This is a genomic window from Bacteroides luti, from assembly GCF_900128905.1.
In the GTDB taxonomy this organism is placed as follows: Bacteria; Bacteroidota; Bacteroidia; order Bacteroidales; family Bacteroidaceae; genus Bacteroides; species Bacteroides luti.
The window spans coordinates 17,768-38,395 of record NZ_FQTV01000012.1 but is presented as its reverse complement, the minus strand read 5'-3'; the positions used below and the strand labels follow the sequence as shown (position 1 = coordinate 38,395).

The window sequence follows — 20,628 nt, the reverse complement described above, 5'->3', positions numbered from 1 at the left end:
ATGCATGAAAAACGTCTATCACCTTTTAAGCCTGTTTGGCAAAATTAAGAATAGAAGGATTAAATTACTAGGAATTTATCTTCTACATATCTTCAACAAAAGATATATAGGAATTTTTCTAGACCCTGTCATTGCATGTAATTTCCGATGCCGGATGTGCTATTTCAGCGATTCCGAATCAAAAACAAAAGGACACCAAAAGATAGATATTGAAGATATTGAATTGATTGCTGATTCAATATTTCACCGGGCACTAAAACTGCAAATTGGTTGTGGAGCCGAACCTACCTTATACAAAGGTATACTGAGAATTATATCTTTGGGAAAGCAACATCACATTCCATATATTTCAATAACTACAAACGGAGCTCTTATAACCAAAGAACTCCTAAACAAATATGCCGAAGCGGGATTAAATGAGATCACGTTATCCTTGCATGGTCTTAAGAAAGAGACCTACGATTTCTTCATGACTAATGGCAAATTTGAACATATCCCTGAACTACTTAAAAATATTGCCGAAGTAAAGCATACATATCCCGATCTTAAGTTGCGGATTAATTATACAATTAACCAGGATAATTTATTTGATTTAGTTGAGTTCAATAATCTGTTCAACAAAGTTCCTTTAGATATCATTCAATTAAGGCCCATCCAAAAAATAGGTAATTCTGTTTATAACAATTTTTCTACCCAAACAATTGTTGACAACTACGAATGTATAATTGCGCCAATAATTAATGAATGCAAAAGAAAAGGCATTATATGTATAGCTCCTTCTAAGAAAAACATTCTCGTAGCCGAAAAGGCAAAAGAATCTGATAATTCAATTGAGGAAGCTACCTACTGTTATGTTTCCCCTACTACATGTTGGCAAAAAGACTTTGACTACAAGAGCGATAATTTTGAATCTTACTCTAAACGAAAAAGAGTAAGTCTGCAATTATTTAAAAGCATCTTTATAACACCAAAAAAGGGAAAAAAAGATGTTACAACCAAATTGAATTATTCTATTAAGTAAGCAGATTTGCAACAATTATTGCCGTACTTAACTTTTTATTTTTATCTTTGTAAACATTAAATCTAACAATTAAGAATTATGAATGTAGGAGATAAAGCCCCTGATATACTGGGAATAAACGAAAAAGGCGAAGAAATTAGCCTTAGCAATTACAGAGGGAAAAAAGTGGTATTATACTTCTATCCAAAAGATAATACTTCGGGATGTACAGCTCAGGCTTGCAGCCTCAGAGATAATTATACCGAACTAAGAAAAGCCGGATATGAAGTAATTGGTGTAAGCGTAGACGATGAGAAATCTCATCAGAAATTTATCCAAAAGAACGAGCTTCCATTTACTTTGATAGCCGACACAGAAAAGAAACTGGTAGAACAATTTGGTGTATGGGCCGAAAAGAAAATGTATGGCAGATCGTACATGGGAACATTAAGAACCACCTTTATTATTAATGAAGAAGGAATTATTGAGCGCATTATTACACCTAAAGAAGTGAGCACAAAGAATCATGCTCAACAAATTTTATAAAGTATAAACAAGTAAAACTTTTAACTAATTTATGGCAAAGAAAGAAAGCGATGAATTAAATTTTGAAACAAATATGGCATCAAGCGAAAAATTAAAAGCCTTACAGGCTGCCATGGATAAGATAGAAAAAAGCTACGGCAAAGGTTCTATCATGAAACTCGGCGATGATAATGTGCAGGAAGTAGAAGTAATCCCTACCGGTTCTATTGCGTTAAATGTAGCATTAGGAGTTGGTGGATATCCTAAAGGAAGAGTTATTGAAATCTATGGTCCTGAATCTTCTGGTAAAACAACACTTGCAATCCATGCTATTGCTCAGGCTCAGAAAGCCGGAGGTATTGCTGCAATCATTGATGCAGAGCATGCTTTCGACCGCTTCTATGCTGCGAAACTGGGTGTAGATATTGATAACCTTTTAATTTCACAACCTGATAACGGTGAACAGGCTTTGGAAATTGCAGATCAGCTTATCCGTTCATCTGCTGTTGATATTGTTGTTATCGACTCTGTTGCTGCACTTACTCCAAAAGCCGAAATAGAAGGCGACATGGGAGAAAACAAGTTAGGACTTCAGGCTCGTTTAATGTCTCAGGCTTTACGTAAGCTAACTGCTACTATCAGCAAGACAAAAACAACTTGTATCTTCATCAACCAGTTGCGTGAAAAGATTGGTGTTATGTTTGGTAACCCTGAAACTACAACCGGTGGTAACGCATTGAAGTTTTATGCTTCTGTACGTTTGGATATCCGTCGTACCAGCCAACTAAAAGATGGTGATGAAGTAATTGGTAACCAAACTCGCGTGAAGATTGTAAAGAACAAGGTTGCTCCTCCTTTCCGCAAAGCAGAGTTCGATATCATGTTTGGCGAAGGTATCTCTCGTTCAGGAGAAATAATCGACCTTGGTGCCGAACTTGGTATTATCAAGAAGAGCGGTTCATGGTATAGCTACAATGATACTAAGCTTGCTCAGGGAAGAGACGGTGCAAAACAGGTTGTCAATGATAATCCTGAACTAGCCGACGAACTGGAAGGCTTAATCTTTGAAAAGCTGAAAGAGAATAAAGCATAATATATTCCGAAAATATAGATAAATCAAAAGATGACCAGCAATCTGAAGATAGAATAAAGCATAATATATTCAGAAAAATATTGAGGAGCGAAGAGGAAAGAAATAAAAATCTTTTCTTTTCGCTCTTTTTTTTATTTTATTTGTAACAACATTCTGTTTCGTTACGTCTAATTAATGTATTTACATCGATAACGCGTTAATTAGTACAAAGTAATCATCTAAAAATCTACAGAATTATGGTAAAGAAGTATTTTTTGTGTATCTCACTTTTCCTGGTAGCTCAATTGAGCCTTGGCCAGAATATAGAAAAGTTGTTTAAAGAGTTTTCTGATGCACCTAACGTTGAGAATGTAAAATTAGATAAGTCTATGATGACGCTGGCAAAATCTTTTTCTAAAGGTGATGATTTGGGCGGAGTAAAAGACATCGACTCTTTACAGGTACTTGATCTGAGCAAATGTTCATCAGAGATTAAAGATAAATTTGCCGAAATGGTAAAAACCTTGAATGCTGAAGGATATGAAACATTAGTTCGCTCAAATGAAAACGGCGAAAATGTAAGAGTATTGGTTAAGATGAACAACGAAGACATCAGCGAATTGGTAGTTGTTACAACCGGCAAAGAAGCTGCTTTAGTTAAGATTAAAGGTAAATTTAATAAATCGGATATATCCAAACTTACTAATAAGCAATGACATGGATGCCGAAAGCTTCAAAAAACAATATCTTCCACATCATCAAAAGCTTTACAGGATTGCCTATAAGCTTTTGGGAAACCAGTGCGATGCGGAAGATATGGTACAAGAAGCGTATCTAAAGCTATGGAATAAACGGGAAGAGCTCGCAGAAATCAGAAATCCGGAATCATTTAGCGTTATATTACTTAAAAATATATGTTTTGATTATCTTCGCTCAACTAAAAATGAGAGCGAGACTCAGGATATAGAAGTGGTAAGTAAATCAAATGAAACATCTCTGATTAACGAGATAGAAATTAAAGACGAGCTAAACTGTGTAAAACAGCTCATCACACAATTGCCGGGAAAGCAACAGGAGGTGATGAAATTAAGACATCTGAGCGAATGTTCTATTGAAGAGATAGAACAGATAACCGGACTTAATGCCATCAACATAAGAGTTCTGATATCAAGAGCCAGAAAAACGATACGCGAACAATTTAATATATTGAGACAATGATGACAATCTTTGAAATAGAGAAATTAATAGCCGATTTTTATGAAGGTAAAACATCGGTTGACCAGGAAAAGGAAATTATGCATTTTTTTGAGACTCAGGAAGTGCCTCCTCATTTACTGGCAGAAAAAGAGCTGTTTCTGGAGATGTACAGCAGTTGTAAAGATATAGACAACGATATTGAGGTTCCGGCTCATTTAGAAAAGAAATTAAGTCTTCTTATCGACACGTGGGAAGAAAAAGAGAAAATAAAAAAGCCTCGTCTGGAAAGAAGAATAATAAACTGGCAATTGATAAGCGGTATAGCAGCAAGTATATGTTTAATCCTGAGTATAGGAATCTATCCATATCTTGAACAGCCAAAGCCGGTACTAGCAGATACTTATTCAAATCCTCAGGATGCTTACAAAGAAGCTCAAAAGGCATTACTATTGGTCTCCAACAATCTGAATAAAGGAGTTTCTCAATTAGAAAGTGCCCAGGAAGATATGAATAAAGTGAATGAAATTATTAATAAACAAATCAGTCAATAATAAATATAGCGATGAAAATAAAACATGTATTATTTGCAATATTAATGTGCTGCACCAGCATTACATTTGCGCAGAATAAACTCATCGACAAATATGCCGATATGGATGGAGTAACTTCCGTTTTTATATCTAAGACTATGCTTCAGATGATGCCTAATATGAAAACTGAAGGACTGGATATAGGTGGAATTGCAGGAAAACTTGAGTCAATAGTAATATTGACCAGTGAAAAAGCTTCTATTTCAAATATGATGAAAGGCGAGATCCGTAATTATGCCAGTAATAAAAGATATGAAGAGCTAATGCGTGTAAGAGAAGAAGGTTCTCATGTTACTTTTTACATTAAAAAGAAACCGAATAACAAAATTGGCGAACTGGTAATGTTTGTAGATGAAAAACCTGAGTTTGTATTTATACTGATTACCGGTGATATGACGCTTCAGGATATTCAGAATATTACCAAAGGCAAAAAGTAAAGATCTTCTAGAATCAATAGAGAAATAAACTCCCACCGATACATTATCTGAAAGAAAAAAATGATATTCTGGAAGAAAAAGATGATGTTCTGGGAAGAAAAATCAAATACCCTCTATTATTAATTATTGAATATTTCAAATATACTACAGACAAATAGCTTAATTAAGTTTTCAATGGGGTTATTCTTAATGGGATTGTTCTTAACCGGGACAATCCCATTTTTTTATCCATTTTCTTCTGCTCATTTATCTGAGTTTGCAAAACAATCCGTTCTTTTGTGTGAACAACAATTCAAATTAGAATCTAGTCGAGAGTCTGAATCCCAATCCTATTTTGCATTTTAAACAGTCAACTTATTGTATTTTCCATTCACTACAGATAAGTCTAAATAGACAGCTATGCAAACGAAGGATGTTAATATTGTTAAATAACAATAATAGCACCTACGAAAAGAGTTACTAATTAATAAATTGTATCTACTTTTATCCACATTATTTACCTGTAATAACACGTGAAAGATACAGAAGACAAAATACTATTTGGTGCATTCAAACTTTTTCTCACTAAAAACTTCGAGAAAGTCACAATCGCAGATTTGGAAAAAGCCCTAGGATTAAGTCGTGGAGCCATCTTTTACTACATGAAAAATAAGGAAGAACTTTTTATAAAAGTTGTTGATAGATACGTTTTATCTCCTCATAATATTGAAACCAAATTTGCAGCATTTAAAGATTCCAGTCTTATTAACTTTATAGATTTCTATATTGAAGGAATCAATAGAACTATGAAATCAATAGAGTCTTGTGGTGTTAAGAATCTGAGCAGATGTTATTTTAATCTTATATTTCAGGCAATACAATACTATCCTGATTTCGGTACACTTATAGCTAAAGTCTTCGACAGTGAACTGGAATTGTGGAAAAGAGTCATCAGCAACGCACTAAAATCGGGAGAGATTAGACCGGAATACGATGTTGATTATGTTGCTATGCATTTCAGATATATCTATTCGGGACTATCATTTGAAATGTGTTTAAAGAACGGGCTGGACACTACCCTCTTGAAAGATATATTTATAAAATACTATAATGAGATTAAAGCATAAACACAAAAATCAAGCTTAATCTTATTTTAAATACCTTTCCGCCCAATAATTATTTGCCCAAAATGTGCTGCAAATATTCTGCATTGCTTCTTATTTATCTGCACTAATAATGAATTAAAAATAATATTCATATTCCCTCCATTATTGAAGTCGACCTTTTCTTGTGAAAAAGAATATATATTATGTAGAAAATATATAAATATTCATTTTATTTGTGTTAAAAAAGATAGATTTAACATACCGTACAGTTGGTATAATTATCTTTGCATAGAATAAAAAAGAGAAAACTGAGTAAATTTTACTCATTACATTGATAAAAATGGTTAGGGTGAAAAAGGTTATCGCGATGATAACCTTTTTTCATTCTATAAACTAAAGTTCTATTAAATAAGAATGAATCATATCTATATGTAATGTAAACAAGCAATCTACCCTACAAAAAGAATATAGGTCAAAGAAGAAATACTTATCACAATCCAAAGGAAAACACCTTGAAGCATCGGACGAAAGCCTACGCTCTTTAATACATCTCTTGAAAGTGATGCACCAATAAAGAAAAGAGTCAATGTTAATCCTTTCCTAGCCAGCCACACCAGACTTGTAGTGAGAGCTGCCGGTAAAGAGAAGAATGTATTAGCAAGCATAGCCAGAATAAAAAAGAAAATAAACCATGGAGTATACATCTTTTCGGACTTACTTTTAAAGATAAAAGAAGTAACAATAGATACTGGGATAATCCACAAAGCTCTTGTTAATTTCACTGTAGTAGCTACTTGCAATGCTTCCTGACCATAAGCAGCACCCGCTCCAACCACAGAACTTGTGTCATGAATAGCAATGGCCGACCATAAACCAAACTGATGCTGTGTAAGACCTAATAAATGACCCAGTACCGGAAAAAGGAAAAGAGCTATCGCATTCAGAATAAATACCGTACCCAACGAAACCGAAATCTGTCCGTCATCTGCTTTTATAACCGGAGCCACTGCCGCTATAGCACTTCCTCCGCAAATAGCAGTTCCCGAGCTGATAAGATAACCGGTTTTCTTGTCAACCCTCATCCGTCTGGCAATAAAGGTTCCCAAGAGTAATGTACCTACAACAGATATAATAGTAAATATCATCCCATCTTTTCCAGAAGCTATAGCCTGATGAAGATTCATGCCAAAACCCAGACCTACCACTGAAAACTGCAAAAGATACTTTGACGATTGTTTATTGAACTTAGGAAAAGCCTTACCACAGACCAATGCAAAAACCAAACCTGTCAATAAAGCTACAGGAGGAGTTACGAATGGTAAAAAACAAAAAACAAGCAGTGCTACATAGATAACCTTATTGTTATCCTTCAAAAACTTAACAAGTGCATCCATATTCTATAACTTAATTATTATGATGCAAAAGTACAGTATATAAACGAAAGGTGCCAATCGTTTTTTTTAATGCCTTATAACTTCTTATTATAATGAGCCGCAAATTGCATAAATACCTGAGACAGTCCACTCTCCTCTCCCTGCAAACGGGCAAAGGAGAATTCCCGTTGCATTTCCAGATAACGTATATCTATCACTTTAAATAGTCCTGCAGCCAGTTCACGAGCAATAGACCTTACGGAAACAATTCCCATACATTCCGAGTTCTCGAGAAACAACTTGATGCTCTCCGTACTGCCAAGATACATACGAACATTAAGATCTGATAATCTGATGTTATTAGCCAGCAAAGCCGTTTCTAACACATCCAGTGTGCCCGATCCTCTTTCCCTCAATACCAGAGGAATATTATAAAGATCGTATACAGATATCTCATCAAGCTTCGCCAACTTGCTGCGAGTGTGCACCACTGCAACCAATTCATCTTTCTGGAAAGTAGCATATTTCAGGTTGGGCAAACGGATAATTCCCTCCACCATACCTACATCTATACGATGCTCCAGCAACGCATTTTCCACATCACGAGAATTGCCATTGAGCAACGACAAGGATACATGAGGAAACTTTTCAATAAATCGAGCCAGGAACGGAGGCAATACATATTGCGATATCGTAGTGCTTGCCCCCAGACGGAGTTCTCCCGAGCATTCGTTATGCAGCAGATGCATTTCATAATCCAGCCGTTTGTAATCATCAAGAATCCGTTCACTATGCTCCATCAATAACTCACCAGCGGGAGTCAAGGATATTTTATTTCCTAACCGTTCAAAAAGACGGGTTTTATAAAGGCTCTCCAGTTCTTGTATATGCTTAGTTATGGCAGGCTGAGTAATAAACAGCTCTCGCGAAGCCTTAGTAAAACTAAGATTTCGCGCCACACACAGAAATACCTTTAGTCGGAAGTCGGACATAGAACCGGAACTATTTTCTAATTATTATTGCAACTCATCTCCACGAATACCCAAAGCCTGCATAACCGGATAAGCAAGCATTTCCCAGCGATAATTAATATCGTCTTCAGGTTCATTCATGCGGAATTGAATTATTTCCCTTTCTTTTACGTCTTTAAGAATATCATTTACCTTATCACCATATTCCTCATTAAAAGAAAGAACTATCATTCTTTTCACACCCTTAGCATCAGCAACAACTTTCATCGACTCTAAAAACAGATCTTCGCGAGAAGCCATATCTTCAGGTTGGAAAGTATTAAAGCAGAACTCGCCAAACTCATTACTGAAAGCCACACTGTTCAGTTCCTGTTCCAAATCGGATGGCTGAGCATGTACCAGCTGAGCCGAATTCTTATCGTATATAAAAAATATCTGAATTTCATTTTGTCCTTCAACAATACCTGCATCCAGAGCAAGATAAGTAAACAGATGAGAAAGATCCATTTCTTGCAGCTCTCTGTTCAGCATTCTTTCAAAATTCTTTTTAATATCTTCGGTTACGAAGTTTAGAAAGGATGCATCAATCAGCATCACTGTTTCAGCCATTTTTATTTCTTCTTCCATGGGTTTTTCTTTGTTTAATGGGATAAAGATACTATTAAATTATTAATTGAATATATCATTTCAGAAGTTATTTTGGGTGATTCCACTAAATGAACCCGGTATAAATTGCTTCCTATTCTTAGAATATGATTCTAATATCCACACTAAAAGAATGCAGAATAAAGACAGATTGTCACACTGAAACAAACTTAAAATGTCAAATTGTCTTCACTGTAAAGCAAATGTGTCTACAATATAAGTAAAAAGAATATTGGCAAATCTTTTGGTGCTTCTTAGGTGTTAGTTATTAAAAGCAGAAATTTCAATAGGAGACATAAATATATGAACTTCAACAATTTTACAATTAAATCACAGGAAGCGGTTCAGGAGGCCGTAAACCTGGCACAGAGTCGCGGTCAGCAAACAATTGAAACCGCACATGTGCTGCATGGAGTGATGAAGGTTGGCGAAAATGTAACCAATTTTATCTTCCAGAAACTGGGAATGAACGGGCAGCAGATAGCGCTCGTGCTCGACAAGCAGATCGATTCTTTCCCTAAGGTAACCGGTGGCGAACCATACCTGGGCAGGGAAACTAATGAGGTCTTCCAAAAAGCTACTCAGTATTCTAAAGAGATGGGCGACGAGTTTGTTTCTCTGGAACATCTGTTGCTGGCTCTACTTACGGTAAAAAGTACCGTTGCAAATATTTTGAAGGATGCCGGAATGAACGAAAAGGAACTTCGTGCAGCCATTAACGAATTGCGTAAAGGCGAAAAGGTTACCTCACAAACCAGCGAGGACACATATCAGTCATTAAACAAATATGCCATTAACCTTAACGAAGAAGCCCGTACAGGTAAGCTCGATCCTGTAATTGGTCGTGATGAAGAGATTCGTAGAGTACTGCAAATCCTTAGCCGGCGTACCAAGAACAACCCGATACTTATCGGCGAACCGGGTACCGGTAAAACAGCTATTGTTGAAGGCTTGGCGCATCGTATTCTTCGGGGCGACGTGCCCGAGAATCTGAAAGACAAACAGATTTATTCGCTAGACATGGGTGCCCTGGTGGCCGGAGCCAAGTATAAAGGAGAATTCGAGGAACGACTGAAATCGGTAATCAACGAAGTGATAAAATCCGACGGAAACATTATCCTTTTCATCGACGAGATTCACACGCTTGTGGGTGCCGGTAAGGGAGAAGGTGCAATGGATGCGGCAAACATACTAAAGCCTGCCCTAGCCCGTGGTGAGTTACGTTCTATCGGAGCCACGACTTACAATGAGTATCAGAAGTATTTCGAGAAAGATAAAGCGCTGGAGAGAAGATTCCAGGTAGTACAGGTAGATGAGCCCGATATTCTAAGCACCATTTCAATCCTTCGTGGACTGAAAGAGCGCTATGAGAATCACCATCACGTGCGTATTAAAGACGATGCTATCATAGCTGCCGTAGAACTTTCAAACCGCTACATCACCAACCGTTTCCTTCCGGACAAGGCCATCGACCTTATGGACGAAGCTGCTGCGAAGTTGCGTATGGAGGTAAACTCCGTGCCCGAGGAGCTTGATGAGATAAGCCGTAAAATCAAACAGCTGGAAATTGAGCGCGAAGCCATCAAACGTGAAAAGGACGAAGACAAACTTCAACTGCTCAACAAGGAGATTGCCGAACTCAAGGAACAGGAAAATTCATTCAAAGCCAAATGGCAAAGTGAAAAAACCCTGGTAGAGAAGATTCAGCAAGATAAGGTTGAGATAGAAAACCTGAAGTTCGAAGCCGAGAAAGCCGAGCGCGAAGGCGATTATGGCAAAGTAGCCGAGATAAGATACGGCAAGCTTCAGGCATTGAATACCGACATTGAGGCTACTCAAAAAGAGCTGCGTCAAATGCAAGGCGGCAGTGCCATGATAAAGGAAGAGGTAGAAGCCGAAGACATTGCCGATGTAGTATCACGCTGGACCGGTATTCCGGTTAAGAAGATGCTGAAGAGTGAATCAGAGAAACTGCTTCACCTGGAAGATGAGCTCCACAAGCGGGTAATTGGTCAGGACGAAGCCATCGAGGCAGTGGCCGATGCAGTGAGAAGAAGTCGCTCCGGGTTACAAGATCCAAGGCGCCCTATCGGAAGTTTCATCTTCCTGGGCACCACCGGTGTAGGTAAAACCGAGCTGGCAAAAGCCCTTGCCGAGTTCCTGTTCGACGACGAAACAATGATGACTCGTATAGATATGAGTGAGTATCAGGAGAAACATTCCGTATCCCGACTTGTTGGAGCGCCTCCGGGATACGTAGGTTACGATGAAGGCGGTCAGCTTACCGAAGCCATTCGCCACAAGCCATACTCAGTAGTGCTGTTCGATGAAATAGAGAAAGCACATCCGGATGTATTCAACATCCTGCTGCAGGTACTGGATGACGGCCGACTGACCGATAACAAAGGCAGGGTGGTAAACTTCAAGAATACCATCATCATTATGACCTCCAACATGGGAAGCTCGTACATACAAAGTCAGTTCGAGAATCTGAACAACGACAACAGAGAGCGCATCATCGAGGAAACTAAGAAGGAAGTAATGTCAATGCTGAAAAAGACCATCCGTCCGGAGTTCCTTAACCGTATAGACGAAACCATTATGTTCCTTCCACTCTCCGAGAGCGAGATCAGGCAGATCGTGGGTCTGCAGATAAAAGGCATCCAGAAGATGCTTGCCGGCAACGGAGTAACGCTCGAGTTAACCGATTCCGCAACAGACTTCATCGCAAGAGCCGGATACGATCCGGAGTTTGGTGCCCGTCCGGTGAAAAGAGCTATCCAGCGTTACCTGCTCAACGACTTGTCTAAGAAGTTACTTGCGCAGGAGGTTGAAAGAGAAAAACCAATTATAGTAGACACATTAGGTGATGGATTAGTTTTCAGGAATTAAGATTTGTTTCAGGATAACAATAAAAGCACAGCGAATATTTTTTTTATTTTGCTGTGCTTTTTGTTTTTGTTTAAATCAGGTGTTGGCACTTTACCAATTGAGGTTTCAATTCATGCACCCGTAAAGAGTACGACTATCAAGAGGAAGCGTTTGTTCTCCCTGCTCATTGTTTCAATCCACGCACCTGTATAAAGTGCGACTCTGGTATGGCTATGTACAGCTTTACTTTCTTGCAAGTTTCAATTCACACACCCGTAAAGGGTACGACTAATTAACTTTGTTGCAAAGCAATCAGTCATTTTGTTTCAATTCACGTACCAGCAAGGGGTACGACCAGTATCAGCAATAATCTGAGAAGCTTTAACTGCGTTTCAATTCACGCACCCGTAAAGGATGCGACTGAATTCGAACAACGTTGCCTCAAATGCAAACGCGTTTCAATCCACACACCCGTAAAGGGTGCGACTAAAGAGGGCTATCGCCTCCCCATTCCGACCAAGGTTTCAATTCACGCACTCACGAGGGGTGCGACAATCGCTAAAAGCAAGTAACCACTGGCGATCAGAGTTTCAATTCACACACCCATAAAGAATGCGACTAGGTATATGCTCACTGTCATAAGTAAGAGTAAAGTTTCAATCCACGCACCCGTATAAGGTGCGACACTATGACCCTGTGAATAACTCACGTGCTGTTTTGTTTCAATCCACGCACCCGTATAAGGTGCGACAATGAGCTTGTTCATAAAGTCGAACATCACTCTGCGTTTCAATCCACGCACCCGTACAAGGTGCGACTAAGTAACCGGCTTAATCTGCGGTTGCCAGGTGAGGTTTCAATCCACGCACCCGTACAAGGTGCGACTTTGGCGAACGTGAGGATTCATTCCAGCTCTGGATGTTTCAATCCACGCACCCGTACAAGGTGCGACTACTTATACATTTTATTACGCGCACCTTAATGGAGTTTCAATCCACGCACCCGTACAAGGTGCGACGCATGGACTTCTGCGATCTGTATAAGATCGGTCTTGTTTCAATCCACGCACCCGTACAAGGTGCGACGCATCTGCAGTGTGGATGCCATCCTGTGAACATGTTTCAATCCACGCACCCGTACAAGGTGCGACAATACCGGCTTTACGGGTGATTATACGAGTGCAGTTTCAATCCACGCACCCGTACAAGGTGCGACTTTTGTTGAAAATGTATAAGTTAAATCGTTGGTGTTTCAATCCACGCACCCGTACAAGGTGCGACTGTAACTTATGCCATCTTCTACTATTACGGAGTGTTTCAATCCACGCACCCGTACAAGGTGCGACTTAAGCTTTCCATACTCTGCCCCACGGCCATGTATTGTTTCAATCCACGCACCCGTACAAGGTGCGACATAACGCATCTAATACTACGGATGACGAAACACAGTTTCAATCCACGCACCCGTACAAGGTGCGACGGAAACGCTCTTCCTCAGTATTACGATATATACGTGTTTCAATCCACGCACCCGTACAAGGTGCGACCTATATAGGCATCCTTCCCATTAGTTCTAAATCCGGGTTTCAATCCACGCACCCGTACAAGGTGCGACTATTGAGGTGCACCTCAATAGCGTTTCATCCAAGTTTCAATCCACGCACCCGTACAAGGTGCGACGATAGTGTAAACGCTGGACTTAAAACTATTTATGTTTCAATCCACGCACCCGTACAAGGTGCGACTTAGCGTTTTCTTTTTTTTCTTTATCCATTTCAGCTAGTTTCAATCCACGCACCCGTACAAGGTGCGACATACCAACTATCATAGCAGTTTGCCAGGAGAAAATAGTTTCAATCCACGCACCCGTACAAGGTGCGACTGCTGCTATCTGTATGGGCGTAGCTTGCTTATTTGTTTCAATCCACGCACCCGTACAAGGTGCGACACACGCAATACATTGAGCTAAAAAGGTAGTAAATGTTTCAATCCACGCACCCGTACAAGGTGCGACTTTCCGTTTTTACTTCACTCAATTGCCAATACAGTTTCAATCCACGCACCCGTACAAGGTGCGACTTTCGCTACCGGGATAGATAATTCAGGCCTTAGAGTTTCAATCCACGCACCCGTACAAGGTGCGACCAGGAGTTAGGGTTGATGAAGTTTGGTTTATTGAGTTTCAATCCACGCACCCGTACAAGGTGCGACATAATATTGAATGCGTTTATGCTAAATTAATCATGTTTCAATCCACGCACCCGTACAAGGTGCGACAATCGTTCTGTGTCTCATTTCCTTTTCAGCTTTTGTTTCAATCCACGCACCCGTACAAGGTGCGACTGTTACGGCTGCCGCCATTTGGAACGGCAAAAAGTTTCAATCCACGCACCCGTACAAGGTGCGACGCTTTTGTGATCTTTACAAGATAGGTTTAGAATCAGGTTTCAATCCACGCACCCGTACAAGGTGCGACGAGGAGTTCCGTGAGACGCTGAACCGTATCGATAAGTTTCAATCCACGCACCCGTACAAGGTGCGACATTGCTTTTGGTGAAGATAACGCAAAAGTATTAAGTTTCAATCCACGCACCCGTACAAGGTGCGACGAATAGAAGAGTTTACCAAATTCGAAGCTAAGGTGTTTCAATCCACGCACCCGTACAAGGTGCGACGCTGTGTATAAGCACTTCTTGGCGTTGATTTTGGGTTTCAATCCACGCACCCGTACAAGGTGCGACGGACGGATGAAGAAAAGGCCGTATTCGATACTTTGTTTCAATCCACGCACCCGTACAAGGTGCGACCATCAGTTGCAACTTGCATAATAGTACTTGATAAGTTTCAATCCACGCACCCGTACAAGGTGCGACAAAGAAAGACTTTTCGGGATTACCAATGGTTTTATGTTTCAATCCACGCACCCGTACAAGGTGCGACTTCTGTAGGCGCCAATATCGTAACTGGGCTTAAGTTTCAATCCACGCACCCGTACAAGGTGCGACGAAAGCATCGACTAAACCAGGTTATACTTTTGCTGTTTCAATCCACGCACCCGTACAAGGTGCGACTTCGAGCGAAAGAAGTTACCTTGCTGTAACTCCATGTTTCAATCCACGCACCCGTACAAGGTGCGACAGATATAGGCTCATATAAACAAATCCGATAAAAGGTTTCAATCCACGCACCCGTACAAGGTGCGACACAATAGCTGGTACTGGATATTTTATAGTCAATTGGTTTCAATCCACGCACCCGTACAAGGTGCGACCATGATTTATGTAGTTTCTAAAGTTGGCATAAGAGTTTCAATCCACGCACCCGTACAAGGTGCGACTGCACAACATTTAACAAGCTAAAAACTAGCTTGTTAAACATACAATTATGCGAACAACATAAATAATCTATAATTAAACAACTAAAAAAATAACAATTTTAAGTTAAGGCATTCATTTTCAGCACATGCGATTATTCTACAAAAACGAAATCACTCTAGGTTCGCATATCATATTATTAATTCATCTTCCATATTAAATGAAGTAAGTTTTCCAATATATTCTATATGCTTTTCCCATTTATTTCCTAAAAAATAAAAACGAATGCTATCTTTCTCTTTATCTATAATCTTATCAAGCTTATGTTTTAGAACCGAAAACTGTGCAGGGTCGAGTAGACATTCAAAAACAGAATTTTGTACACGTTGTCCATAATTAACACACTGTTTTGCTACCTTTCTTAACCTTTTCTTGCCTTCTGGAGAATCAGTACCCACATCGTATGTTATTAAAACCATCATAACTATTTCATTACAAAGACCGGATAATTATCAATATCTCCACGAATATACCTTGCAAGAAGCATTGCTTGAATATATGGTAACAAACCAATATTTACTGTTTCACCTAAAAAAGGATGCTGTATACTTTCCTTTTTGCGTTTTTGCCACGTCAAAAGTATCTCTTTTTTTGTTTCATCCGTCATTATAATGCCTTTTTCACCTTGTTGAACAAATCCTTTTCCTGAAACTTGTCTTCTGTTAATTAGCGAAAGCACAAGCCTATCTGCAAGATATGGTCTGAACTCTTCCATAATATCTAGTGCCAGGCTTGCTCTTCCCGGTCTATCTGTATGCAAAAAACCTACATAAGGATCCAACCCTACTGATTCTAATGCTGATTGTACTTCATGGGCAAGAAGCATATATATAAATGATAATAATGCATTTACATTATCTTTTGGAGGACGACGGGTTCGTCCTCCAAAATAAAAACTAGAGTCACTGTTTTTTATCAATTGATTGAATACTCCGAAATATGAAGTTGCAGCTTCTCCTTCTATGCCTCTTAACTGATTTGAGTCTATAGCATTAAATGACTGTCTACTTTTTAAAAGTAAATTTTTAGAAGCAGCATCAAGAATATTTAATTCATCTCCATGATCACGAATCGATCTTTGTACAACGTTTCGACAATTTGCTATCTTACCAGCAATAAAAATGCGACTCAGATTCAAAGAAGCCTCTTTTTCATCTGCTATTCTATATTGTTGTCTTCTAAGAAGTACATTACCTTTTATTGGCCCAGATACTCTTCCTAAAAATTCACCATGCTCAGTAAGGAAACATAATCCAATATTTTTATCTGCACACATTTTCATAAGAGCAGGGCTTGCTCCTGTATATCCAAAACTCACAATTCCTTCGATGTTATAAATTGGAATTCGAAATTTTTCTGTTCCTTTCACCATCACAACTACATTATCGCCTTCTTTTGACAAGAAGGAATCGGGAGTTGTAACATATAAGGTATTTAATAGTTTCCGCATTATTATTCTAATATTTCTTTCAAATATGAATTCACACTTCTTTTTTTTGAGAAAGTCTCCGGCATACAAATATCATGTAATGAGCAAGCCTTACATTTCTTTTCGTAATGAGGTGGTGGCGTAATATTATTTTTGTATAATTCGTGCATTCTATCTGATAATCTGAAGGTTAACTCTCTTAATTCTTTGGTGAATTGCACCTCTGTTCTATGACGTATTTCACCATAATATAAATATCCTTTTTCAATAGAAATTGAATACATTTCTTCCAGACAAATTGCTTGTGCACATAACTGAACTTCATCAATAGAATCCATCTTTGGCTTTCCATGTTTATATTCAATTGGAACAGGTAACCAATATCCCGGATATTTTTTACATGTAATGCTATTAGTTTGTGTTTTAGATGGTAAAAGTTCAATCGCATCAGAAAAGCCATAAAGTCCCAATATCCGTGATGAAATAGAGACCGACCGTAAAATCACAGCACCTCTACTAAGGTTCATGTATAAAGGATCATCTACTTTTTCATGTAAGAATTGTCCTTCTATGGTTAATCTATTTTCTGCCCATTGTTGTTCCAAATGGATGAAGGCCCATTGTCTTTCGCAAAAGGCTATGTGCTGTATTCCTGAAAGCATCAATAGGTCTTCATCATCATATTCTATCATAAACAGATATTTATTACACCATTTCTATTAGTTCAACCCCTTCAGGTAATTTTGAACGATCAATTTTAACTGAATAATCGCTGAATGCACGCGATGATTTAGTTTTATCATTGCGTTCCACTTTTACTAAATCAAAAAGCTGATGAGCTGGAGCATTTCCTAGAGCTGTATTATGTTTAAACACAACTAGCTTTCTTGTACTCATCATTCCTCTGGCAGCAGAGTGATCTTGATCAAACATATTCTTTAACGCTTCCCAAAACAGATCCAAGTCATTTTCATTAAACCCTGTTTGATTTGCTAAGTGAGCAGAAATAAATCCATGAGTACAATATAAGCCATAAGGTACTGTACTTTTACGTCCCATAGTTCGGTTATCACCATTTTGAGCCTCGGCTTCCTTTTCGGTTGCAACAGCCATACGTGTAATGCTGTGTTCCAATGCAATAATTGGATCAATTGAGCGAGCAAAAGTAAATTGTATTGGGCCGCGTACTTGACCAGCATTTTCTCCGGTAGTCATAACAGCACCAAATGTTCTTACATCATAATAGTTTTCACACATCCACTTTCTTGCGCTTTCGGTTTTATCTCCTTTTTCCTTGCCTTTGTTTATTTCCTGCTCTGTAGCTTCTTTTATTAAGTTATTTAATATTGCTTTTTCTTTTATAAAAATATCATAAGGTTTTTTATTCTCATTTTTTATTTGAACATAATTGCGAACCTTTCTCTTTAAACAAACGTCTGTTACAAGCCCCATGCCTGTTTCTGCATCAACTCTTGGTAAATTACCTGCATCGGGATCTCCATTCGGATTCCCATCCTGTACATCAAATAGTAGTATAAAGTCGTAGCGATTTTTAATAATGTCTGACATAATATTGTTCCTTTCCATATTTAATAAATTAATTTTCTTTTTTACTGATAAACAAATCTTGCCTTTGGTGATAATATCCAATAGCAAAACGAGATTGATCGTCGAGAGAAAGATTAGTAGGCAAACCATCACTACTAATTCCCGCCATTATTCCCTGAATTATTTTTTCGTAATAGATTTTTTTACCTGAATTTAGTTTTTCCAGGTGATGATTACTCATATTAAGTAGTCTGCTAAAAACAGCCACCGGTGTACTTGATGCTGCACCATAGAAACGGTCTTTTATGGTTGTGTTAATACCAGGTTGTGCATCTTCCTGAATTTTTTCAAGGATAGCGAAAAGACGCCCACACAAATAGCCTTGATTCTTGTTTTCAATGTCTAGTGCCATAGTGATTTCTTTTTCATTTATATTCTTATTAAATCTTGTTTTTCTGTTAATATAAGCTTTTAATATAGCAGCTCGTATATAACCAACTTCCTGTTCAGCCCGTATTCTACAAATACACTGCTGTTGTAATGTAGATGGGTATGGGGTTCCATTTATAATACTTACCATAACTGAACTAACCAGATTAGGAGGCAAATTATCCATTTTAAATTGAGCAGCCACCTGCGTAAGCAAATTAAATAAAGAGAAGAATTCTCTCTCATCATTTTTATTTCTAATTATCATTAAGTCGTTGAAATGGGTAACTATATTGCCAGCTAAATCACTAACCTTTCCTACTTTCCAGAAACGAATGGAAATACGTGCTGCATTAGGAGCAAGTCCTAATATATAGAATCGTGTACTACCATCGAGATTTAATTTTCCTGTATATATAGATTCCATAAAAGACCTAATTTCCCGAATATTTTTATCAGGATCGTCTTTTGGTGGAGAAATAAAAAAAGCATTGAAATAATGCTCCATATCATTATCCTTCTCTGCCCAAAACAGAATCGTCATATCGTTAAGTCTCATTTTGTTTTGAGAATCTTTTCCTAAAAGCGTATTTAAAGCTGTTGTATAAGCATCTTCGGCCTCTAGTGAAACAGGCGCATTCATTCCTTGTTCCTTGTAATAGGAATCATATCCTGATTTTTTTTGAAAGCCAACAAGCTTAGCTCCACTTTTACCTCCGGGTATGGCGGTTGCTGTATGTAGTTTAGCTATTAAAGTATTTTCGCCTGTTATAAGACAAACTCCTTTTGAAACATTTTCCTCATCTTCTTTTATAGAATCTGTTACAAGTTTTTTAAGATCCTCATTTTCTGCTACAAGCTCTGTTTCCGAAATAATCCTGAAAGATATATTACATCCTGCTATTTTTATACAATCAGCAAAAAGTTCATGAGCCTTTACGAGCTCTAAAGAGTCAGGATTTTCATAAAACTTCAATATCGCTTTAAAACTTTTATTATCAGAAAACTTGTTCGAGATATTCTTTACTTCTTTAATAAAAGTTTCATTTTGCTTTTTTGCACTATCAATAGCCTTATCTGTTTCATCTTTTGATTGAGCTAAAACATAGCCGTAATGATCCCATAATACATTTGCTGTTTGCCAGCTGTTTGATCCAGGTCTACCTTTTGTTTTTAAAACCAGAAAACGTTTAGCTCTCTTATTTTCACCTTCACGAGTATCTTCTAAATTAATAAAATTGCCTTCTTCATCAATAACAATGATAAAAGGTATTTCCTTTCTCTCAAAGCCTAGAGGTGCTATATTGCTTTCTTCATCGGCAACTTTTCTTTGATAATATTCATATAAAGCTTGTAGAATCATTTGCGTACCTCCTCACTATCTATTGGTGGAACAGTTATAACACCATTCTGCATTTGTGCTCTGTAAAACATAGCCTGTGGATCTTTAACATTGGTAAAATCCATATCATAAAGCATAAATCCCATATCTCTTGATTCGTTAATAGGTTCTTTTAAAGACAAGCCTGTATCTACAAGTTTAAAGTTTGCAGAGAACTCTCTACAGCCCAAATAAGGTTGATTAAAACATTGCCCCTTCCTGGCTCTTCGCTCAAACATAGCATTGTATTTACCGGGATTTTCATCTTTCTTATAAAGTTCTTTTTCTTCTTTATCAGCCAACTCATCAGAAACAATTCTGGTTGTTTGAATTCTTTCGCTTGGACGGATAAATATCAGTTCTGCATAAATACGATATCTTACATCCTTAAGCAATAATCCTGCTCGCTGTTGCCTGTTGTCTTCAATAAAAAGATTAGATACACGTTCGCTCATAAGGGCTCCTACTTCATTTCTTCGTATTGAAATCCAGTTAATAGGATTAAGAACCTCTATTTTTGTAACCTGCCATTTAATTGCTGGTTTCCAAAATATTGCTTCAAAAATAGATCGTGCAGATGATGGCGTAATAACATCATAACTTACACGCTCAACTTTCATTTCCGGACGAGTGAAACAAGCAAAGTCTCCCCACACTTCTAAACAGAACTCTTTATTAGAATACTCCATATATTATATTTTA

18 protein-coding genes and 1 CRISPR repeat array are annotated in these 20,628 nt (G+C 38.1%); of the genes, 9 read left to right on the top strand and 9 right to left on the bottom strand.

Translation table 11 applies throughout. The annotated features are described in order from the left end of the window. Positions 1–4 precede the first annotated feature (4 nt). The 8 genes from BUC21_RS11650 to BUC21_RS11615 all read left to right on the top strand — a co-directional run bounded on the left by BUC21_RS11650 (position 5) and on the right by BUC21_RS11615 (position 5,927). Positions 5–1,021 carry a radical SAM protein gene (locus BUC21_RS11650; protein WP_073402589.1) on the top strand — a complete coding sequence of 339 codons (1,017 nt, stop codon included), beginning with the start codon at positions 5–7 and terminating at the stop codon, positions 1,019–1,021. A 78-nt stretch (positions 1,022–1,099) separates the two neighbouring features. After that, positions 1,100–1,546 (top strand): thioredoxin-dependent thiol peroxidase, encoded by a 447-nt coding sequence (gene bcp / locus BUC21_RS11645; RefSeq protein ID WP_073402587.1) that lies wholly within the window; start codon positions 1,100–1,102, stop codon positions 1,544–1,546. A gap of 31 nt (positions 1,547–1,577) precedes the next feature. Beyond that, positions 1,578–2,618 carry a recombinase RecA gene (gene recA / locus BUC21_RS11640; RefSeq protein ID WP_073402586.1) on the top strand — a complete coding sequence of 347 codons (1,041 nt, stop codon included), beginning with the start codon at positions 1,578–1,580 and terminating at the stop codon, positions 2,616–2,618. A 236-nt stretch (positions 2,619–2,854) separates the two neighbouring features. After that, a complete protein-coding gene (locus BUC21_RS11635) occupies positions 2,855–3,313 on the top strand; it encodes a DUF4252 domain-containing protein (protein ID WP_073402584.1) in 459 nt (152 codons plus the stop codon). Position 3,314: 1 nt separating this feature from the next. After that, complete coding sequence (locus BUC21_RS11630) at positions 3,315–3,815, top strand: RNA polymerase sigma factor (protein WP_073402582.1); 501 nt, start codon at positions 3,315–3,317, stop codon at positions 3,813–3,815. Beyond that, positions 3,812–4,345, top strand: a complete 534-nt coding sequence (locus BUC21_RS11625) for a hypothetical protein (protein WP_083547684.1) — start codon at positions 3,812–3,814, stop codon at positions 4,343–4,345. Before BUC21_RS11630 ends, BUC21_RS11625 begins: the two co-directional genes overlap by 4 nt. Positions 4,346–4,356: 11 nt before the next feature. Beyond that, entirely contained in the window at positions 4,357–4,821 is a 465-nt protein-coding gene (locus BUC21_RS11620; RefSeq protein ID WP_073402580.1) for a DUF4252 domain-containing protein, read from the top strand. Between the two features lie 512 nt (positions 4,822–5,333). Continuing rightward, positions 5,334–5,927: a TetR/AcrR family transcriptional regulator gene (locus tag BUC21_RS11615; RefSeq protein ID WP_073402578.1), complete on the top strand. Its 594-nt coding sequence runs from the start codon at positions 5,334–5,336 to the stop codon at positions 5,925–5,927. Positions 5,928–6,355: 428 nt separating this feature from the next. Here the strand turns inward: BUC21_RS11615 and BUC21_RS11610 are convergent, their stop codons facing one another. The 3 genes from BUC21_RS11610 to BUC21_RS11600 all read right to left on the bottom strand — a co-directional run bounded on the left by BUC21_RS11610 (position 6,356) and on the right by BUC21_RS11600 (position 8,877). Beyond that, positions 6,356–7,300: a YeiH family protein gene (locus BUC21_RS11610; protein WP_073402576.1), complete on the bottom strand. Its 945-nt coding sequence runs from the start codon at positions 7,298–7,300 to the stop codon at positions 6,356–6,358. Positions 7,301–7,374: 74 nt separating this feature from the next. Continuing rightward, positions 7,375–8,271 carry a LysR family transcriptional regulator gene (locus tag BUC21_RS11605; RefSeq protein ID WP_073402574.1) on the bottom strand — a complete coding sequence of 299 codons (897 nt, stop codon included), beginning with the start codon at positions 8,269–8,271 and terminating at the stop codon, positions 7,375–7,377. Between the two features lie 24 nt (positions 8,272–8,295). Continuing rightward, positions 8,296–8,877, bottom strand: coding sequence for a DUF6621 family protein (locus BUC21_RS11600; protein WP_073402572.1), 582 nt, complete (start codon positions 8,875–8,877; stop codon positions 8,296–8,298). 321 nt (positions 8,878–9,198) lie between these two features. Between BUC21_RS11600 and clpB the strand changes: the two genes are divergently transcribed. Beyond that, entirely contained in the window at positions 9,199–11,787 is a 2,589-nt protein-coding gene (clpB, locus tag BUC21_RS11595; protein WP_073402570.1) for an ATP-dependent chaperone ClpB, read from the top strand. Between the two features lie 631 nt (positions 11,788–12,418). Next, positions 12,419–15,102: a CRISPR direct-repeat array (repeat unit 32 nt; unit sequence GTTTCAATCCACGCACCCGTACAAGGTGCGAC). Positions 15,103–15,270: 168 nt separating this feature from the next. Here the strand turns inward: clpB and cas2 are convergent. Genes cas2 through cas5c form a run of 6 tightly spaced genes read right to left on the bottom strand, consistent with a single transcriptional unit; the run spans position 15,271 to position 20,615 of the window. After that, positions 15,271–15,561, bottom strand: coding sequence for a CRISPR-associated endonuclease Cas2 (gene cas2, locus BUC21_RS11590; RefSeq protein ID WP_073402568.1), 291 nt, complete (start codon positions 15,559–15,561; stop codon positions 15,271–15,273). 2 nt (positions 15,562–15,563) lie between these two features. Further along, positions 15,564–16,589, bottom strand: coding sequence for a type I-C CRISPR-associated endonuclease Cas1c (gene cas1c, locus BUC21_RS11585; RefSeq protein WP_073402566.1), 1,026 nt, complete (start codon positions 16,587–16,589; stop codon positions 15,564–15,566). Positions 16,590–16,591: 2 nt separating this feature from the next. Then, complete coding sequence (cas4, locus tag BUC21_RS11580; RefSeq protein ID WP_073402564.1) at positions 16,592–17,260, bottom strand: CRISPR-associated protein Cas4; 669 nt, start codon at positions 17,258–17,260, stop codon at positions 16,592–16,594. Between the two features lie 13 nt (positions 17,261–17,273). Further along, complete coding sequence (cas7c, locus tag BUC21_RS11575) at positions 17,274–18,137, bottom strand: type I-C CRISPR-associated protein Cas7/Csd2 (RefSeq protein WP_073402716.1); 864 nt, start codon at positions 18,135–18,137, stop codon at positions 17,274–17,276. A gap of 28 nt (positions 18,138–18,165) precedes the next feature. Continuing rightward, positions 18,166–19,908, bottom strand: a complete 1,743-nt coding sequence (cas8c, locus tag BUC21_RS11570; RefSeq protein ID WP_073402562.1) for a type I-C CRISPR-associated protein Cas8c/Csd1 — start codon at positions 19,906–19,908, stop codon at positions 18,166–18,168. Beyond that, positions 19,905–20,615 (bottom strand): type I-C CRISPR-associated protein Cas5c, encoded by a 711-nt coding sequence (gene cas5c / locus BUC21_RS11565; RefSeq protein WP_073402560.1) that lies wholly within the window; start codon positions 20,613–20,615, stop codon positions 19,905–19,907. Before cas5c ends, cas8c begins: the two co-directional genes overlap by 4 nt. Positions 20,616–20,628 lie beyond the last annotated feature (13 nt).

What these genes read in the sequence shown, in the direction of transcription:
- bcp (WP_073402587.1), top strand. Translation starts at nt 1,100, where the DNA reads ATGAATGTAGGAGATAAAGCCCCTGATATACTGGGAATAAACGAAAAA.
- cas8c (WP_073402562.1), bottom strand. Translation starts at nt 19,908, where the DNA reads ATGATTCTACAAGCTTTATATGAATATTATCAAAGAAAAGTTGCCGAT.
- cas2 (WP_073402568.1), bottom strand. Translation starts at nt 15,561, where the DNA reads ATGATGGTTTTAATAACATACGATGTGGGTACTGATTCTCCAGAAGGC.
- clpB (WP_073402570.1), top strand. Translation starts at nt 9,199, where the DNA reads ATGAACTTCAACAATTTTACAATTAAATCACAGGAAGCGGTTCAGGAG.
- cas5c (WP_073402560.1), bottom strand. Translation starts at nt 20,615, where the DNA reads ATGGAGTATTCTAATAAAGAGTTCTGTTTAGAAGTGTGGGGAGACTTT.
- BUC21_RS11620 (WP_073402580.1), top strand. Translation starts at nt 4,357, where the DNA reads ATGAAAATAAAACATGTATTATTTGCAATATTAATGTGCTGCACCAGC.
- cas7c (WP_073402716.1), bottom strand. Translation starts at nt 18,137, where the DNA reads ATGTCAGACATTATTAAAAATCGCTACGACTTTATACTACTATTTGAT.
- cas1c (WP_073402566.1), bottom strand. Translation starts at nt 16,589, where the DNA reads ATGCGGAAACTATTAAATACCTTATATGTTACAACTCCCGATTCCTTC.
- BUC21_RS11600 (WP_073402572.1), bottom strand. Translation starts at nt 8,877, where the DNA reads ATGGAAGAAGAAATAAAAATGGCTGAAACAGTGATGCTGATTGATGCA.
- BUC21_RS11625 (WP_083547684.1), top strand. Translation starts at nt 3,812, where the DNA reads ATGATGACAATCTTTGAAATAGAGAAATTAATAGCCGATTTTTATGAA.
- BUC21_RS11650 (WP_073402589.1), top strand. Translation starts at nt 5, where the DNA reads ATGAAAAACGTCTATCACCTTTTAAGCCTGTTTGGCAAAATTAAGAAT.
- BUC21_RS11635 (WP_073402584.1), top strand. Translation starts at nt 2,855, where the DNA reads ATGGTAAAGAAGTATTTTTTGTGTATCTCACTTTTCCTGGTAGCTCAA.
- BUC21_RS11630 (WP_073402582.1), top strand. Translation starts at nt 3,315, where the DNA reads ATGGATGCCGAAAGCTTCAAAAAACAATATCTTCCACATCATCAAAAG.
- BUC21_RS11610 (WP_073402576.1), bottom strand. Translation starts at nt 7,300, where the DNA reads ATGGATGCACTTGTTAAGTTTTTGAAGGATAACAATAAGGTTATCTAT.
- cas4 (WP_073402564.1), bottom strand. Translation starts at nt 17,260, where the DNA reads ATGATAGAATATGATGATGAAGACCTATTGATGCTTTCAGGAATACAG.
- recA (WP_073402586.1), top strand. Translation starts at nt 1,578, where the DNA reads ATGGCAAAGAAAGAAAGCGATGAATTAAATTTTGAAACAAATATGGCA.
- BUC21_RS11605 (WP_073402574.1), bottom strand. Translation starts at nt 8,271, where the DNA reads ATGTCCGACTTCCGACTAAAGGTATTTCTGTGTGTGGCGCGAAATCTT.